This is a genomic window from Marinobacter sp. B-21 (assembly GCF_056857895.1).
In genome coordinates this window covers 42,090-58,450 of the sequence record NZ_JBSXNZ010000089.1, presented here as the reverse complement: position 1 = coordinate 58,450, position 16,361 = coordinate 42,090, and the positions used below count along the sequence as shown (strand labels likewise).

General features: G+C 59.9%; 16 protein-coding genes and 1 tRNA gene. 10 read left to right on the top strand and 7 right to left on the bottom strand.

Annotated elements, in window-relative coordinates:
• Positions 1–41 precede the first annotated feature (41 nt).
• A tRNA-Gly gene (locus AC13C0_RS20245) sits at positions 42–115 on the top strand.
• 24 nt (positions 116–139) lie between these two features.
• Here AC13C0_RS20245 and AC13C0_RS20240 read toward each other — a convergent pair.
• The 3 genes from AC13C0_RS20240 to AC13C0_RS20230 form a co-directional block, all read right to left on the bottom strand.
• Entirely contained in the window at positions 140–1,450 is a 1,311-nt protein-coding gene (locus AC13C0_RS20240; protein WP_341580890.1) for an NAD(P)/FAD-dependent oxidoreductase, read from the bottom strand.
• A 148-nt stretch (positions 1,451–1,598) separates the two neighbouring features.
• A complete protein-coding gene (locus tag AC13C0_RS20235; protein ID WP_117618846.1) occupies positions 1,599–2,204 on the bottom strand; it encodes a TetR/AcrR family transcriptional regulator in 606 nt (201 codons plus the stop codon).
• 70 nt (positions 2,205–2,274) lie between these two features.
• Positions 2,275–4,383 (bottom strand): 4Fe-4S binding protein, encoded by a 2,109-nt coding sequence (locus AC13C0_RS20230; RefSeq protein ID WP_341580889.1) that lies wholly within the window; start codon positions 4,381–4,383, stop codon positions 2,275–2,277.
• A gap of 109 nt (positions 4,384–4,492) precedes the next feature.
• On the opposite strand from AC13C0_RS20230, the gene yghU reads away from it, so the two are divergent.
• Positions 4,493–5,365: a glutathione-dependent disulfide-bond oxidoreductase gene (yghU, locus tag AC13C0_RS20225; protein ID WP_117618844.1), complete on the top strand. Its 873-nt coding sequence runs from the start codon at positions 4,493–4,495 to the stop codon at positions 5,363–5,365.
• Between the two features lie 6 nt (positions 5,366–5,371).
• Here yghU and AC13C0_RS20220 read toward each other — a convergent pair whose 3' ends face one another.
• The 3 genes from AC13C0_RS20220 to AC13C0_RS20210 form a co-directional block, all read right to left on the bottom strand.
• Positions 5,372–5,548: a hypothetical protein gene (locus AC13C0_RS20220; RefSeq protein ID WP_162893729.1), complete on the bottom strand. Its 177-nt coding sequence runs from the start codon at positions 5,546–5,548 to the stop codon at positions 5,372–5,374.
• Positions 5,549–5,649: 101 nt separating this feature from the next.
• Entirely contained in the window at positions 5,650–6,393 is a 744-nt protein-coding gene (locus AC13C0_RS20215; RefSeq protein ID WP_117618843.1) for a spermidine synthase, read from the bottom strand.
• 6 nt (positions 6,394–6,399) lie between these two features.
• Positions 6,400–6,732 carry an ankyrin repeat domain-containing protein gene (locus AC13C0_RS20210; RefSeq protein WP_117618842.1) on the bottom strand — a complete coding sequence of 111 codons (333 nt, stop codon included), beginning with the start codon at positions 6,730–6,732 and terminating at the stop codon, positions 6,400–6,402.
• Between the two features lie 114 nt (positions 6,733–6,846).
• Here AC13C0_RS20210 and AC13C0_RS20205 point away from each other — a divergent pair, with 114 nt between their 5' ends.
• Positions 6,847–7,470: a YbhB/YbcL family Raf kinase inhibitor-like protein gene (locus AC13C0_RS20205; RefSeq protein ID WP_117618841.1), complete on the top strand. Its 624-nt coding sequence runs from the start codon at positions 6,847–6,849 to the stop codon at positions 7,468–7,470.
• 29 nt (positions 7,471–7,499) lie between these two features.
• Here AC13C0_RS20205 and AC13C0_RS20200 read toward each other — a convergent pair whose 3' ends face one another.
• Positions 7,500–8,627, bottom strand: a complete 1,128-nt coding sequence (locus tag AC13C0_RS20200; RefSeq protein ID WP_117618840.1) for a substrate-binding domain-containing protein — start codon at positions 8,625–8,627, stop codon at positions 7,500–7,502.
• Between the two features lie 88 nt (positions 8,628–8,715).
• Here AC13C0_RS20200 and AC13C0_RS20195 point away from each other — a divergent pair, with 88 nt between their 5' ends.
• The 7 genes from AC13C0_RS20195 (at position 8,716) to AC13C0_RS20165 (ending at position 16,352) form a co-directional block, all read left to right on the top strand.
• Entirely contained in the window at positions 8,716–9,246 is a 531-nt protein-coding gene (locus AC13C0_RS20195; RefSeq protein WP_482954918.1) for a formate dehydrogenase subunit gamma, read from the top strand.
• Positions 9,247–9,263: 17 nt separating this feature from the next.
• Entirely contained in the window at positions 9,264–10,802 is a 1,539-nt protein-coding gene (locus AC13C0_RS20190) for a formate dehydrogenase beta subunit (protein ID WP_117618839.1), read from the top strand.
• A gap of 24 nt (positions 10,803–10,826) precedes the next feature.
• Positions 10,827–13,742 (top strand): formate dehydrogenase subunit alpha, encoded by a 2,916-nt coding sequence (gene fdhF, locus AC13C0_RS20185; RefSeq protein ID WP_341580887.1) that lies wholly within the window; start codon positions 10,827–10,829, stop codon positions 13,740–13,742.
• A complete protein-coding gene (gene fdhD, locus AC13C0_RS20180) occupies positions 13,723–14,583 on the top strand; it encodes a formate dehydrogenase accessory sulfurtransferase FdhD (protein WP_117618837.1) in 861 nt (286 codons plus the stop codon). Before fdhF ends, fdhD begins: the two co-directional genes overlap by 20 nt.
• Before the next feature lie 20 nt (positions 14,584–14,603).
• Positions 14,604–14,837 carry a formate dehydrogenase subunit delta gene (locus tag AC13C0_RS20175; RefSeq protein WP_117618836.1) on the top strand — a complete coding sequence of 78 codons (234 nt, stop codon included), beginning with the start codon at positions 14,604–14,606 and terminating at the stop codon, positions 14,835–14,837.
• A gap of 183 nt (positions 14,838–15,020) precedes the next feature.
• Positions 15,021–15,575 (top strand): carboxymuconolactone decarboxylase family protein, encoded by a 555-nt coding sequence (locus AC13C0_RS20170; protein ID WP_117618835.1) that lies wholly within the window; start codon positions 15,021–15,023, stop codon positions 15,573–15,575.
• A gap of 84 nt (positions 15,576–15,659) precedes the next feature.
• Positions 15,660–16,352, top strand: a complete 693-nt coding sequence (locus AC13C0_RS20165; protein WP_117618834.1) for a TVP38/TMEM64 family protein — start codon at positions 15,660–15,662, stop codon at positions 16,350–16,352.
• Positions 16,353–16,361 lie beyond the last annotated feature (9 nt).

Here is a 16,361-nt window from a genome sequence, read left to right as displayed (position 1 = left end):
ACCGGGCTGACCGCTTATATTGCTCACGCGGCCATTGTTTTGCGGGTGTAGTTCAATGGTAGAACGGCAGCTTCCCAAGCTGCATACGAGGGTTCGATTCCCTTCACCCGCTCCATTGCCTCTCCGGCCGGTTTCCTTTCTAGTGTAGTTTGAGACGCGGGTGCATGGCACGGCTGATTTTGTCCATCAGCCAGATGATGCCGGTGCGGAGCATGCCGTGCAGCGCCACCTGGTGCATCCGGTAAAGCGACAAATAAAACAGGCGCGCAACCTTGCCTTCAATATACATGCTGCGGCCTGACAGATTGCCCATGAGGTTGCCAACGGTGGTATAGCGGCTGAAGTTGATCAGTGAACCATGATCGTTGTAAACGAATGGCACAGCTTCGCCGTTCTCAAGCCGGTTGCACAGGGTCTTGAACAGGGTGTCGGCTTGCTGGTGGGCAGCCTGGGCCCGGGGCGGTACCGGCCGGTCTGAATCCGGTTGCGGGCAGGCGGCGCAGTCACCGAGGGCGAAGACATCGGTGTCCTGGGTAGTCTGCAGGGTCTGCTCCACCACCAACTGGTTGCTGCGGTTCACCTCCAGGCCGTCCAGCTCGGCCAGGAACGCCGGGGCCTTGATTCCGGCTGCCCAGATGGTCATCTCGGCGGGCAGCTCGGTGCCGTCCTTCATGATAATGCTGGCCTCCCGGACCTCGCTGACCGGCTGGCCGGTGAGTACCTGTACATTCTGGTGCTCCAGCTCTCGCGTGGCCGCGGCCGAGAGCCGGGCTGGCAGTGCCGGCAGGATGCGGTCAGCGGCTTCGATCACACTGATCGAGACGTCGGATGCCTGCAGGTGATTCATTCCGTACACCGGCAGCTCCCGGGACGCCAGGCGAAGTTCTGCCGCCAGTTCCACTCCGGTGGCGCCGGCGCCGATAATACTGATGTTCAGGGTGTGCTCTGCACCTTGCAGTGCCTTGTGATTCTTGCGCAGGAAGGCATTGAGCATGAGCTTGTGGAAGCGCCTGGCCTGTTTCAGGCTGTCGAGGAACAGACAGTTGTCCTGGGCGCCGGGCGTACCGAAATCATTGGCGGTGCTGCCCACGGCGATGACCAGGGTGTCGTAGCTGATGTGGCGCTCGGGCACCACTTCTGCGCCTTCTTCGTCGTGAAACGGAGCAATGACCAGTTTTTTGGCGGTGCGGTCCAGCCCGCTCATGCGCCCGAGCTGGAATTCGTAGTAATGCTTCCTGGCATGGGCGCGGTAGTTGATCTCGTTGGCGTTGGCGTCCAGGGAACCGGAGGCGACTTCGTGAAGGAGGGGTTTCCAGACATGGGTGAGCCCGGCATCCACCAGGGTAATTCTGGCCCTGCGCTTCTTTCCCAGTTTGTCGCCCAGGCTGGTTACCAGCTCAAGACCACCAGCGCCGCCGCCAACCACAACAATATGATGAAGTTTGTCCATAGCAATCAGACCTGTAAGTGAAGAAAGCCAAGCGCTCTGCAGGCAAAACGCTTGGCTGTCCTCACTGGGGAACCGATGAAAGATAGGGTGCTAATGCTACCGCAGTGTCGCTACCTTCAGCCCCGCCCCGCCCCCGGGGCCGGTAAACCTAGTGGTGGGTGCGGTAACAGTCCAGAATAGCTGCCATGTCGTCGCCGAGCTCCTTTATGGTCTGGGCCTCAAGCTTGCGCTCACCCATGGATCGGAGCCCCATAATCTGGGCCTGAAGCAGCCGGGCAAGGCGCCGGCAATCCACCGATTGCACCAGCTCGCCCCTTGCCCTGGCCTGTTCCAGCAGTTCCGTAATGGACTGCTCGATGGCAGCAAGAATGCTGTTGGCCTGGGCGGCCAGGGCCAGGTGAGTGTTGCTGGATTCCAGCAGTGTTTTCACGATCATGCACGCCCGGGAGGGTGGTGTATCTTCACCGCCACAACTGCAGGCGATGCCGCGCAGGTAGTCCTGTAGCCCGTCAACGATGGACTCGTACCCTTTAAGGTGGGCCGCCAGTTCAAGCCCCCCCTGTTCGGCGTAGGCCGCCAGGGCTTCTGAAAACAGGCCATCCTTACTGCCGAACGTAGCGTAAATACTGCCCGGGCGCATATCAAGGGCCTGCTCAATCTGTTTCATGGAGCTGCCGTGGTAGCCTTTCTCCCAGAACAGTCCCACCGCTTTTTCCAGAGCGATTTTTCTGTCGTAGCGTGCATGTCTGGCCATAACAACGAATCACCAATACCGTGTTTTGAATGACTGCTCAATTATAGCTTGAGTAATCAATCAATAACAGTCAGCTGGCGTCGGTTGCCAGAATGTTTTCCTGCCTTGCCCGTTTCCTGTTTTCGAGCCGCTTGTCGACGCAGGCTTCCTCATCCCGCAGGATAACGACGCACTCCAGGCACTGAATGCACTCATCGTAGTCTACCCGGCCGTCCTTGCGGATGGCGTTGATGCCGCAGGCGTTTTTGCAGTGCTGACAGGGATTGCCGCAGAGCTCGACCCGGTCCAGCCAGCTGAACAGCCGGAGACGGCCCAGCACCGCAAGGCCTGCCCCGAGCGGGCACAGGTAGCGGCAGTAGAACTTGTGAATGAACATGCCGGTCACCAGCAGGCCAACGGCGTAAACCACGAATGGCCAATAGCGAACGAAGAGCAGCGTAATGCTGGTTTTGAAGGGCTCCACTTCCGCCAGTTGCCCGGCCAGGGTGAGAGAATAGAACGCAGTACCTACCAGTCCCAGCAGAATCGGGTATTTGATCAGGATCAGGCGCCTGTGCCAGTGCTCGGGTATTCTGGCCTGACGGAATTTCAGTTTTTCCCCGAGCCAGGCGGCCATTTCCTGAAGGGCCCCGAACGGGCACAGCCAGCCGCAGAACAGGCCCCGGCCCCAGATAAACAGGGTGATAAAGGTATAGACCCAGAGAATGAAAATCACCGGGTCGAGCAGGAAAACATTCAGGGAAAAACCGTCCCAGATGGCCAGGAACAGGGTATAGACGTTGACGACCGAAAGCTGGCCCTGTGCATAAAAGCCGATAAAGAACAGAGTAAAAAACAGGAATCCCCAACGGAAACGGTGCACCAGTCTCGGGTGCCGGCTCAGTGTTCTCTGTTTGGCGAAGAACATTGTCAGTAATGCCAGGCTCAGAACCAGCAGCGAGATCTGCCACCAGCGTTCTTTCCAGAGGCCGACCCACACCGGTTCCCGCATATCCCGGGGGTTGGGGGCAACCTCAACGGTTTCAAACAGCGAATCATTGAATTTGACAGGTATTGTCAGTGAGGTGCTATCTACCATCAGATGGTTTCGGGCCAGCGCCACGTTGAGTTTGAGGCTGGCCTGGGCGCCGGGGTTGAAGCCGGCGTTACCGCCGACGCGGAACAGGTGGCGGGCCTCAAACGAGGGGATGCCGGCAGCATGGAAGTCCAGATCCTGATCAAGCAGGTTCAGATCCCGCATTTCAACGGCCAGGTTGTTCTGGATAAGGCCGATCCGGTCCGGTGAGCTGCCTGGGACAAACTCTTCGGACACATGGGGAAACACACCACGGGACATAACAGCGAGCACCTGGGCGTTGTCATCGAGCCTTTGCATTAGTCGCTGGTAGCCTTCGTTACCCAACAGGTTACGCCCGACCATGGGCGAGTTGATATAACCGAAGAACAGCTCGCTGAAGGGCTCACCCCCGGCGGGCTCGATATCCACCGGATAGTCGCTGAGCGGCCGCCCGAGCGCCGCTTCAATGGCCTCTCCTGAGGCCTGCCAGTGGCCGATAAAGCCACGGTCCACCAGCTGCTGCCAGGACAGGGGCTCGAAGAACTCCGGTTTCGCCCGCGTCGGGGCGCTCTGGGCAAAACCTTCGAGTTTGGTGCGGGCGACTTTCAGCGCCGAGGAAAGCACGGTGTCGTTGATGATCAGTACCGACACGGTGGCCTTGCTGACGCCGTCAAAGTGCACCACACTGCCGTCGCTGGTACGCCCGGACCGGCTGGAATTTGAGGTGCTGACAATAATCTGTTCCCGAAGTGAACGGCCTTCGTACTGGTCTACAAAGGCGAACAGGGGTTCTTCACCCAGCCCGTGCAGGAAGACCGGCTCGTGGTGGTTCAGCACCTTTACGCCGGTAAACCGACCCTTGGTGTCCAGGCCAATCAGCAGACTGATGGGTTTGCCGGCGAAGCCCTGGAGACGGCTGTGGTCCACGGACTCGTAGGCATAACCCAGCAGCTCCTGGAGTTGATACACCGGGTACACGGGAAAGTCCGGCAACTTGTCTTGAATCACGGTTGCCGAGGGGAACAGCTCCCGGATCATTGCCCGCTTGCTGTCCGACAATTCCGCGTCGGCTGCGGGCAAGATAAACAGACAGGTGAAAAGGAGCACAATGCGCCCCGCCATGGAGTACTCCTGTGGTTCTTTTTGTCTGATCTTCCATGCTAGAGTTTTCGGCCCCGGGCTCAATGCGACCTCGGAACCAGCTGACTGCTACTTTGTGAGGAGAAATGCCATGACCGACGCTACCTACGCACCACCGAAAGTCTGGAAATGGGACTCCGAGAGCGGGGGTAGATTTGCCAACATCAATCGCCCCATCGCCGGGCCCACCCATGACAAGGAACTGCCGGTTGGCAAACACCCGTTGCAGCTCTATTCGCTGGCGACACCCAACGGCGTGAAGGTCACCGTGATGCTGGAGGAGCTTCTGGCGCAGGGGTTTGAAGGGGCGGACTATGACGCCTGGCCGATCCGGATTACCGAAGGTGAGCAGTTTGGCAGCGGCTTTGTTGAGGTGAATCCCAACTCCAAGATTCCGGCACTCATGGACCACAGCTCCGATCCTGCGATCCGGGTGTTCGAATCCGGCTCGATCCTGCTGTACCTGGCGGAAAAATTCGACGCCTTCCTGCCCAGGGACATTGTCCGGCGCACAGAAACCCTGAACTGGCTGTTCTGGCAGATGGGCAGCGCCCCCATGCTCGGTGGCGGCTTCGGTCACTTCTATGCCTACGCGCCGGAGAAGTACGAATACCCGATCAACCGTTACGCCATGGAGGTCAAGCGCCAGCTGGATGTCCTGGACCGTCAGCTGGCAAATAGCCGCTATATCGCCGGTGATGAGTACACCATTGCCGATATGGCGATCTGGCCCTGGTACGGCGCCCTGGTGAAGAACAAGGTTTATGAGGCTGCCGAGTTCCTGGAAGCTCACACCTATGCCCATGTTCTCCGGTGGACGGACGAGATCGCCCAGCGGCCGGCGGTCAAGCGCGGGCGCATAGTGAACCGCACCTGGGGCGAGCCGAATACACAGCTGCACGAACGGCACGATGCCAGTGATTTCGAGACCCGGACCCAGGACAAAATCGGGGATGGCGAATGAAGATTGCTATCCCTTGCTTTCCTTTGCCTTCTGAATGGCTTCCAGTTTCTCGTGCAACAGGGCTTCCAGCTTGATCAGCTGCGCCCGGTTCTTTTCATTTGGCCGGTTGGTGTACAGGTCAACGTAGGTTTTGGTGACCTCGCTCAGCACCGGGTGGAGCTTCTTGTAGTCTTCCTCGCTCATGGCAGCACTCCCTACAGGTTTCTGTGAGTTCCTTACAACAAACTATGGTGCATCCTCACCAATCCTCAAGGATTGAGATCAAATCCCGGGTAGTTTCCTGCTCACTCGAGGCGACTGACCTTGGCCATAAGGCGGCGCCAGTCGATCGGTAGCCGGGTTTCCAGCTCCGCCAGAATCGGGTCTTTTGAGTGGACTGACTGGAAATGCTGTTTACTGGCGTAAATGACTGTGTTGTTGCTCTTGCTTTTGAACATCAGCAACACGGTGAAGTGTTTCTTCAGTTGCCTGAAATACAGCCCCTCGACATCCGGCGTGCGATGGTAATTCAGCACCAGCCAGCCATTGCTGCCTAGCACCCTGGCGCAGTCATCCACGAAGTGTCTCTGGGCCTGGGCGGGGCTCATACGGTCGGCGTTATAAAGATCAGCCAGGATCATGCCGGTGCTGGCGTCTGGCAGTTTTTCCAGCGCATTGCGGGCATCGGCGATGGTGACTTCAAGGCGATTGCTGACGGGCAGGTCAAAGAATTCCCGGGCGGTATCGAGAACCGCCTGCCGGAGTTCCACGGCGTGAATCCGGCATTCCGGGTAAAGATGATGGAAAGCGCTGGCCATAACGCCCCCGCCGAGGCCGAGGATGGTGACATGGCTGGGAGGGGCAAAAGCCGCTGGTAACAGCATGGCCCGATTGTATTCGTGCACCGGGAGATGCGGATAGCGCCGGTCGATCTTGCTCTGCTCGAACACCGAATTGAAGGTGAGTACCCGGTGCTTGCGGTAGTCGATCACCAGAATACTTCCAAGGGCATCCCGGGTGTGATGAATAATCTCGCCCTTGTTGAACATTGCGGGTTACTGGTTCGAGTCGCTGATCAGGCTCCGGACGCTGTCCGTTTTCGCCAGTGTGAGCGCGGTCTCACCCTCGTTATTCCGGGCCCCGGGATCAGCCCCTTTCTCCAGTAGCAGGCGGACCGTCTCGGAATGACCGTTCCGGCTGGCGAGCATCAGCAGGCTTTCGCCCTCGCTGGTGCGCATGTTAACCGGTACGCCGGCATCCAGCATCACGCTGAGCGGGCCGGCACCGCCATTGCGCGCGAGATCGAAAATACCCTGGGCAAAGGCAACGGCGTCCTCATCCTTCTGGTTGGCGGGCTTTTGCGGCTGGCCGGGTTTCTGGTGGCTCATCAGGGCTCCATGGTCAGGTCAGTTGATTTTGTGTTACAACCTATTATCACAGAACGGGCTCATTCCAGACACCGTCAGAGAGCCAAAGGCCAACGATTAACAGGAGGCAAAGCCGTGAAACTGAAGGTTCAAGGCATTGAAGAAGGCCAGCCGATTCCGGAGAAATTCGCGTTCGGGGTCTACAGCGAAGAGGATCACATGAGCTTCGGGCCCAATCGGAACCCCGAGATGGTCTGGGAAGATACGCCGGAAGGCGCAAAAAGCTTTGTGGTAATGGTGTTTGATCCGGATGTGCCCAGCGTGGCGGATGATGTTAACCAGGAAGGTAAAACCGTCTCCAAAGACATTCCGCGGGTCGACTTTTTCCACTGGCTGCTGGTGGATATCCCGGCCAGTATTACCCGGATTCCGGAGGGCGAGGACAGTGATGGCGTGATCCCCAAGGGCAAGGATCCCGGTCCGGGGCCCATCGGTGTCCGTGGTGTCAACACTTACACCCAGTTCCTGGCCGGCAACCCGGACATGGCAGGCACCTATGCCGGTTATGACGGTCCCTGTCCGCCGTGGAACGATGAAATCATTCACCACTACCATTTTGAAGTGCACGCACTGGATGTGGACAGTCTGGGCCTTGAGGGCGAGTTTGATGGTAACGACGTGCGCGAGGCGATGGCCGGCCACGTACTGGCCAGTACCCGGGTAACCGGTACCTACACATTGAATCCCGACCTCCGTTAACTCCCCGATTTAGCTGTTCCCTGTCAAGGTTATTGCCGGAACCCTTCTGCTTTGGTTCCGGCACCCTCCGATTCCTGATTATCTGAATCCCCGGCGATCAGCGCCTCGAAGGTGGTAATTTCGCCGGGGTTGTCCGGAGCGTAACCGGGCAGCTCCTGCAGACGCCCAATGAACGGTTCGGACCGCATCAGGCCAATAAGGCGAGAGAGGTTTGTCTGATTCAGCCGGTCCTCCCGGCACAGCAGGAGGTAGTGTTCCCGGGCCAGCTCGACAAAGGTCAGGCCGAATTGCCGGGCGGCGGCTTCAACGCCAAAACCGACGTCCGCCATGCCGGCGGCCACAAAGGCGGCAACGGCGGTGTGGGTGAATTCCTGCTGGGGTGACCGGTTAATGGCGTCTTCGGCCAGGCCCTGCTGCTTGAGCAGCAGGTTAAACAGAATTCGGGTGCCGGAATGGCGGTCCCGGCCGATGAAGCGCAACTGAGAATCGGCAAGATCGTGCAGGCTTTGGATCCGGTTTTGTTGGTTCTTCCGGAACATCAGCCCCTCCCGGCGGGTGACGAAGCGGATCAGCTTCAGGTTGTTGCCGGATAAATGATGGCGATAGTGGGCGAGAATTTCCCGGGCCCGTTCCGGGCAAGTGGGGAAATGGAAACTGGCCAGGTCGCATTCACCGTTGTTGAGTGCCGACAGGGCCTCTTCCGGATTGCGGTACTGGAGGTTGATCTCCAGCTGGTCCGGGAACTCCGGTAACAGGGCCACGGCGTATCCGTGGCTGGCATGCAGGCGCAGGACCGGGTGGCTGCCGGCCAGAAGCTGCTGGACCTGGTCATTGAGTTCCGAGGCCATGCTGTCGATCTGAGGCCCCAACCGGGCCTTGACCCGGTGATCGGCCCAGAGCAGCTTTTCGCCGAGGTCCGACAGGCTGGTGCCCTGGCCCTTGCGCATGATGACCAGGGGCAGGCCGAAGACATGGGTGGCACGGTTAAGCAGGTTCCAGGCGTGCCGATAGGAGATGCCGGCCGCCTCGGCGGCGACGGTGAGTTTGCCGGTGTCGCGGATACTTTCGAGCAGGCGGAACAGAACCGGCTCGAACAGTTCACCGTCCTCGGTCCGGAAGACCCAGGCGGGAGATATGTTGAGCTTCTTGGTATGCATTTCAGTTCATATTCCGTGGTCACGAATTGGGTGCTAGCGTAGTGCTAGAACTGTACCAGAACAAAAACAGACAGGAACAGTCATGCATATGTCAGAGCAGATAAATCAACAACCGGGTGGCTCCACCAGGCCCAGCGCCGGCGACTGGACACCTGACATGATCCGGGACGAAGTGGACGCACTGAAGCACAAACCCGGCGCCCTGCTTCCCATTCTTCACGCTGTCCAGAACCGGATCGGCTACATTCCCGAAGGCGCGGTAGCCATCATTGCCGGGATGCTGCAACAGACCCGGGCCGAAGTGCACGGGGTAATCAGCTTCTACCATCATTTCCGCACTCACCCGGTGGGCAGCAAGGTCATCCATGTTTGCCGGGCAGAAGCCTGCCAGGCCATGGGTGGCCGCGCTCTGGAAGACCATATCAAGTCGCGGCTGGGTGTGGATTACCACGGCACCACCGCCGATAACGAATTTACCCTGGAGCCGGTGTATTGCCTGGGCAACTGCGCCTGTGCACCGTCCATTCGCGTGAACGACGATATCCATGGCCGGATTACCCCGCAGAAGTTTGACCGCCTGGCGGACAAGCTCACCACCTCCGCGCTGGACATCCGGTAATCACAGGAGCCTTGATCATGGCGACAAAAATCTTCGTGCCCTGCGATACCACCGCCCTGTCCATGGGCGCGGACGAGGTGGCAAGACTGATCGAGTATCACGCCGGCGCCCGGGGCGTGGACATTGAACTGGTGCGAAACGGTTCCCGCGGATTGTGCTGGCTCGAGCCGCTGGTGGAAATCGGGACCGCCACGGGCAGGATCGGTTACGGCCCTATTGAACCGGACGACGTTCAGGCTCTGGTGGATGCCGGCCTGTTCGATGGCAAATCCGATCACCCGCTGTTTCTCGGCCCGGTGGCGGATATGCCCTACCTCAAACGCCAGCAGCGCCTGACCTTTTCACGGATTGGTATTACCGATCCACTGTCTATTGATGATTATCGGGCCCATGGTGGTTTTGGGGGGCTGGGCAGGGCCGTGGCCATGACGCCCCAGGCGATTGTGGATGAAGTAAAAACTTCGGGCCTGCGTGGCCGGGGTGGTGCGGCGTTCCCCACCGGCATCAAGTGGCAGACAGTTCATGATGAGCCCTGGCAGCAGCAAAAATACATCGTCTGCAATGCCGATGAGGGCGATTCCGGAACCTTCGCCGACCGGCTGGTGATGGAGTGCGACCCGTTCATGCTGATCGAAGGCATGACCATTGCCGGGCTGGCCGTCGGTGCGACCCGGGGCTATATCTACCTGCGCTCGGAATACCCGGTGGCGCATCGCATGCTGGACGAAGCTATCCGCCGCGCCGAGGCGGCCGGCTATCTGGGCGAGGATGTCCGGGGCAGTGGTCGTACTTTCCACCTGGAAGTGCGACTGGCGGCGGGCGCCTACATTTGTGGGGAGGAGACGTCGCTGCTGGAAAGCCTGGAAGGCAAGCGGGGACTGGTGCGCGCCAAGCCGCCCCTGCCCGCCATCAAGGGGCTGTTTGGCCAGCCCACGGTGGTGAACAACGTGCTGTCGTTCGCGGCGGTGCCGTTCATTCTCGATCAGGGCGGCCAGGCCTACGCCGACTACGGCATGGGCAAATCCCGGGGCACGCTGCCGATCCAGCTGGCGGGCAATATCCGCCAGGGCGGCCTGATCGAACTGGCCTTCGGCGTCAGCCTGAAGCAAATCCTGGAAGACTTTGGCGGTGGCACCTTCACCGGTCGGCCCATGAAAGCCGTCCAGGTGGGCGGACCCCTGATGGCGTATATGCCCGAGAGCCAGTGGGACACACCGATGGATTACGAAGCCTTCGCCAAGCTCGGTGCGGGTATTGGCCACGGTGGTGTGGTGGTGTTTGACGACACCGTGGATATGGGGGCGCAGGCCCGTTTTGCCATGGAGTTTTGCACCGTGGAGTCCTGCGGCAAATGCACGCCCTGCCGGATCGGTTCGGTACGGGGAGTGGAAGTGATCGATCGCATCCGCGCCGGCGAGAACCGGGAGGCTAACCTGGCGCTGCTGGAAGATCTGTGCGAGACCATGGTTGATGGTTCCCTCTGCGCCATGGGCGGTATGACACCCTTCCCGGTGCAGAGTGTGATGAAACATTTCCCGGACGACCTGACGGCCTGACCGACGCGAGTGGAGGCAATAACAATGTTGCACTATTACGACCCGAACAAGAGCGACCCCGGTACCCGCGGCCTGAATCCGGACATGGATTACGGCACGCCGCCGAGCACCTCCGCAACCCTGGTCAGCCTGTCCATTGATGGCACCGACATCAGCGTACCGGAAGGCACGTCCGTATTGCGGGCCGCCGCCCTGGCCGGGATTAACATTCCAAAGCTGTGTGCCTCCGACAACCTGGAAGCCTTCGGCTCCTGTCGCCTGTGCGCGGTGGCAATCGAGGGTCGTCGCGGCTATCCGGCGTCCTGCACCACGCCGGTTACCGAAGGCATGGCGGTCACTACCCAGAACGGCAAACTGGCGAAGCTTCGCCGCAACGTCATGGAGCTGTATATCTCCGATCACCCACTGGACTGCCTTACCTGCCCGGCCAATGGCAACTGCGAACTTCAGGATGTCGCCGGTGCCGTGGGCCTGCGGGAAGTGCGCTATGGTTTCGAGGGTGAAAACCATCTGGATGCGGAAGTGGACGACTCCAACCCCTACTTCAGCTTCGACCCCGGCAAGTGCATCGTCTGCTCCCGTTGCGTACGCGCCTGCGAGGAAGTGCAGGGCACCTTTGCCCTGACCATCGACGGCCGTGGCTTCGACTCCAGGGTGTCCGCCGGCCAGAATGACCCGTTCATGGATTCCGAATGCGTATCCTGCGGCGCCTGCGTCCAGGCCTGCCCCACCGCTACGCTGATGGAAAAGAGCGTGATCGACGCCGGCCAGCCCGGGCACAGCGTGGTCACCACCTGTGCCTATTGCGGTGTCGGTTGTTCGTTCAAGGCCGAAATGAAAGGCGGCCAGCTGGTGCGCATGGTTCCCTACAAGGGCGGCGAGGCTAACCATGGCCATTCCTGCGTGAAAGGGCGCTTTGCCTTTGGCTACGCCACCCACAAGGACCGTATCAGGGAGCCGATGATCCGGGACTCCATCAACGATCCCTGGCAAGTGGTGTCCTGGGGCGACGCCATCGGGTTTGCGGCGAAAAAACTCAAGGCCACCCAGGCCAGATACGGCCGGGAAAGTATCGGTGGCATCACCTCCTCCCGCTGCACCAACGAGGAAACCTACCTGGTGCAGAAGCTGGTCCGGGCTGCCTTCGGCAACAACAACACCGACACCTGTGCCCGGGTCTGTCACTCACCGACCGGGTTTGGCCTGAAAACCACTATGGGTGAATCCGCCGGCACCCAGACGTTTGATTCGGTCATGAAAGCCGACACCATCGTGGTGATCGGAGCCAACCCCACCGACGCCCACCCGGTGTTCGCCTCCCAGATGCGCCGGCGTTTGCGCCAGGGCGCCAAGCTGATCGTCATTGATCCGCGCCGCATCGACCTGCTGAAAACGCCCCACGGCAGTACAGGCATTCACCTGCCCCTGCGCCCGGGTACTAACGTGGCCATGGTCAATGCCCTGGCCCATGTGATTGTCACCGAGGGCCTGGAAAACACGGCGTTTATCGAGAGCCGTTGTGAGCCGAAGCAGTACCACGACTGGCGGGAATTCATAGCGGAGGAACGCCATTCGCCGGAAGCCGTGGAGGCGGTCACCGGCGTACCGGCCGAGCGGGTACGCCAGGCCGCCCGTGCCTATGGCGAGGCCGGAAACAGTGCCATCTATTACGGGTTGGGCGTCACCGAGCACAGCCAGGGCTCGACCATGGTGATGGGCATTGCCAACCTGGCCATGGCCACCGGCAACATTGGCCGTGAAGGTGTTGGCGTGAACCCGCTGCGGGGCCAGAACAACGTTCAGGGTTCCTGCGATATGGGCTCCTTCCCCCACGAATTGCCCGGCTACCAGCATGTGGGCGACCCGGCGGTGCGGGCCCGGTTCCAGGAGGTCTGGGGCGTGGCGATTGACGACGAACCCGGCCTGCGGATTCCCAACATGTTCGATGCGGCCATCGCCGGCAGCTTCAAGGCCTTGTACGTTCAGGGCGAGGACATTGCCCAGTCCGATCCCAACACCCAGCATGTGGAAGCGGCACTCAGCGCCCTGGATTGCCTGATCGTGCAGGACATCTTCCTGAATGAAACCGCCAAGCACGCGCACGTGCTGTTGCCAGGCGCCACTTTTCTGGAGAAAAACGGCACCTTCACCAACGCCGAGCGCCGCATCAACCGGGTGCGCAAGGTAATGGCACCGGTGGCAGGCATGGAAGACTGGGAAGTGACCATGGCTTTGTCCAATGCACTCGGTTACCCCATGGACTACAAGCATCCGTCCGAGATCATGGATGAGATCGCCCGGCTGACGCCCACCTTTGCCGGCGTCAGTTACGACAAACTGGAGAAACTGGGCAGCATCCAGTGGCCGTGCGACGAGGAGCATCCGGAAGGCACCCCGACCATGCACACCCTGGATTTCCCGATCGGCAAGGGCAGGTTTGCGGTTACCGAGTATGTCGCCAGCGAGGAGAAATCCAATCGCAAGTTCCCGCTGCTGCTGACCACCGGCCGCATCCTGAGCCAGTACAACGTCGGCGCCCAGACCCGCCGCACCGCGAACAGCCAGTGGCACGACGAGGATGTGCTGGAAATCCATCCCAGCGACGCCGAACTGCGCGGTATCCGGGAAGGCGACTGGCTGGGTATTTCCAGCCGTGTGGGCCAGACGGTTCTGCGGGCGCGGATCAGCGACCGCATGTTGCCGGGCGTGGTCTGGACCACCTTCCACCATCCCGGCAGTGGCGCCAACGTGATCACCACCGACAGCTCGGACTGGGCCACCAACTGTCCGGAATACAAGGTCACCGCGGTGCAGGTGGAGAAAGTCAGCCAGCCGTCGGCCTGGCAGCGCCACTTTGAGCAGTTTGACCAGCGCCAGCACCAGTTGCTGGCGCCCTCGGCCAGCCAGACGGAGCCATCCGATGCTTCGGCCCTCAAGTAATCCGGGCGCCGCTGCCATGGCAGTCACAGGCCTCGATGCTCCCAAGGATGTTTTGGTGGCCTGTGAGACCCCGGTGGAGGTGCGCGGCGGTATTGAAGGTGCGCCTTGCCGGGATCTGGTCGCTGAAGAGGTGCCCGTGGCGATGGTGTACAATGGCGTTTCTCACGCCGTGATGATGGCCTCACCCTGCGATTTGGAGGACTTTGCCTTTGGCTTCAGTCTGACCGAGGGCATTCTGGACCGCCCGGAGCAGCTGTTCCATCTGTATGCTGTGGTCAGTGAACAGGGTATTTCCCTGGAGATGCACATTGCCGGCGACTGCTTCGCCCGGTTGCGTGAACAGCGCCGGAACATGGCCGGACGAACTGGCTGCGGGCTGTGCGGCACCGAATCCCTGGCCCATGCCATCCGGGCCATCCCCAGGGTACCGGCGCGCCCGGCACCGGTTGACAAAGCGGTGCAACGAGCCCTGCGTAATCTCCCGACTTACCAGCCCTTGCAGGAAAAGACCGGAGCCACGCACGGTGCTGCCTGGTGTGATAACCAGGGCCGGATACAGCAGGCCCGGGAAGATGTCGGCCGGCACAATGCCCTGGACAAGCTGATTGGAGCGCGCATTCGCGACCATGGTGCCAGGGCCTTTGACGACGGTTTTGTACTGATTTCCAGCCGGGCCAGTTACGAGATGGTGCAGAAAAGCGCCACCGTCGGCGTCAGCAGCCTGATTGCCGTTTCGGCGGCCACCGCACTGGCCATCCGGGAGGCCCGCAAGGCCGGCATGACCCTGATAGGCTTTGCCCGCCCGGGCCGGCACGTTATTTACGTCCGTGGTGACGAGTAACCCTCTGAGGAGATGCGAGAATGAGCGACCAACAGCTCCAGAACCTGATCAAAATGATCAACCAGATCAGTATCAACAACCTTCACCACGGCGATGAAGATCAGGCCGCCGAGGTGGTGGCAACCCACATCAAGAAATTCTGGGCCCGAAGCATGAAGCAGCAGATCATCGCCTACGCGGAATCTGACGGGCTCGAGCTGTCCCCGGTGTCCCGGCTGGCGGTTAAACGACTGGCGGAGCCCCAGGAAGCCTGATCCCGGTCACTTAACTGTCGCTTGTCTGTCACCTCCCCGTCACCGCCCTTTGCGAGGGTGGCATCGTCCGGATATGTTTGGGAATCCCTGCCCCTGGGTGGTTCTGTTTCTTTTCTTGAATGTTCTATCAACAACTACTAACATCGTGGTTGTTGAGCATTCGTTCAAAAAAGGAGATTGAGTATGGCTGATTTCAAATTGCACGATATCGAATCCGCTCCGGAAGGCGCCAAGCCCTTCCTGGAAAATTCCCGGAAGAATTCCGGCATGATCCCCGGACTGCATGCAGTGATGGCGGAATCGCCACAGGTACTGGAGGCCTACCAGAAGCTGCACCAGCTGGTTCTGGACAACAGCTTCAACAACGACGAGACAACTGTGGTCTGGCAGACCATCAACGTCGAAAATGCCTGCCACTATTGCGTGCCGGCGCACACGGGTATCGCAAAGATGATGAAAGTCTCAGATGACATTGTTAACGCGCTGCGTGACGAGACTCCGCTTCCCAGTGACAAGCTCGAAGCACTGCGCAACTTTACCCTCGCGGTCATGCGCAAGCAGGGCAACGTCAGCGAGGAAGATCTGGCTGCTTTCTTTGAAGCAGGCTATGGCAACCGCCAGGTACTGGAAGTGATTATGACCTTGTCCCAGAAGGTTATGAGTAACTATATCAACCACATTGCTGAGACGCCGGTGGATGAGCCGTTCAAGAAATTTGCATGGAGCAAGGACCAGTAAACGTTCGTCAGGCCGTGCAGACTAATCCGCACGGCCAAGCCATTTTTCCCTCCCCCGATCCCTCAAGCCGGCTAGAATAGCCCGATGAACCATTCACCGTGGCTTTTCCGTCTCTCGTTTCTGGCGATCGTGGTCTTGCTGATGGCCGCCATCTGGCTGTTGCTCCAACAACTGAGCATGCCCGCCAGCCTTGCTCCCTCGGCACTCTCCGACTGGCTGGCCCAGCAGGGGCTCCTTGGCCCTGTGCTCCTGATGCTGATGATGATACTTGCGGTGGTTGTCGGGCCGATTCCCACATTGCCAATCAGTGCCGCCGCCGGACTGGTTTATGGCATGTTTACCGGCACCGCCATTGCCGTTACGGGAGCCCTGGCTGGCTCGATCATCGCGTTTTATCTGGCGCGGGTACTCGGGCGGGAAGCCATCCAGCGCAAGCTGGATCACAACCCGGTATTTTCGGCCCGCGGGTCCCAGCGCTTTCTCTTCATTGCGGTATTTCTGACGCGGCTTATCCCATTGTTTTCCTTTGCCCTCATCAGCTATGCCGCCGGGGTTACCTCCATCCACCTATGGCGCTATGCGCTGGCGACCGCCGTGGGCATGCTGCCCATGACCTTCGTGTTTGCCGGGCTGGGCCACAGCTTTGAGCTCAATCCAATACTTACGGTGATAGCCGCAGCCACTATCCTGGTGGTCATGAGTACCCTGCCGCTGTACCTCAGACGACGCCCCCACTCCCGGCTGTCCCGTTTCCTGCACCTGGATACTGAGGTCTGAAGTCAGGCT

Excerpts from the sequence above, each read along its gene's own strand:
- AC13C0_RS20240 (WP_341580890.1), bottom strand. The coding sequence starts at position 1,450 with ATGGACAAACTTCATCATATTGTTGTGGTTGGCGGCGGCGCTGGTGGT.
- AC13C0_RS20235 (WP_117618846.1), bottom strand. The coding sequence starts at position 2,204 with ATGGCCAGACATGCACGCTACGACAGAAAAATCGCTCTGGAAAAAGCG.
- AC13C0_RS20230 (WP_341580889.1), bottom strand. The coding sequence starts at position 4,383 with ATGGCGGGGCGCATTGTGCTCCTTTTCACCTGTCTGTTTATCTTGCCC.
- yghU (WP_117618844.1), top strand. The coding sequence starts at position 4,493 with ATGACCGACGCTACCTACGCACCACCGAAAGTCTGGAAATGGGACTCC.
- AC13C0_RS20220 (WP_162893729.1), bottom strand. The coding sequence starts at position 5,548 with ATGAGCGAGGAAGACTACAAGAAGCTCCACCCGGTGCTGAGCGAGGTC.
- AC13C0_RS20215 (WP_117618843.1), bottom strand. The coding sequence starts at position 6,393 with ATGTTCAACAAGGGCGAGATTATTCATCACACCCGGGATGCCCTTGGA.
- AC13C0_RS20210 (WP_117618842.1), bottom strand. The coding sequence starts at position 6,732 with ATGAGCCACCAGAAACCCGGCCAGCCGCAAAAGCCCGCCAACCAGAAG.
- AC13C0_RS20200 (WP_117618840.1), bottom strand. The coding sequence starts at position 8,627 with ATGCATACCAAGAAGCTCAACATATCTCCCGCCTGGGTCTTCCGGACC.
- AC13C0_RS20195 (WP_482954918.1), top strand. The coding sequence starts at position 8,716 with ATGTCAGAGCAGATAAATCAACAACCGGGTGGCTCCACCAGGCCCAGC.
- AC13C0_RS20190 (WP_117618839.1), top strand. The coding sequence starts at position 9,264 with ATGGCGACAAAAATCTTCGTGCCCTGCGATACCACCGCCCTGTCCATG.
- fdhF (WP_341580887.1), top strand. The coding sequence starts at position 10,827 with ATGTTGCACTATTACGACCCGAACAAGAGCGACCCCGGTACCCGCGGC.
- fdhD (WP_117618837.1), top strand. The coding sequence starts at position 13,723 with ATGCTTCGGCCCTCAAGTAATCCGGGCGCCGCTGCCATGGCAGTCACA.
- AC13C0_RS20175 (WP_117618836.1), top strand. The coding sequence starts at position 14,604 with ATGAGCGACCAACAGCTCCAGAACCTGATCAAAATGATCAACCAGATC.
- AC13C0_RS20170 (WP_117618835.1), top strand. The coding sequence starts at position 15,021 with ATGGCTGATTTCAAATTGCACGATATCGAATCCGCTCCGGAAGGCGCC.
- AC13C0_RS20165 (WP_117618834.1), top strand. The coding sequence starts at position 15,660 with ATGAACCATTCACCGTGGCTTTTCCGTCTCTCGTTTCTGGCGATCGTG.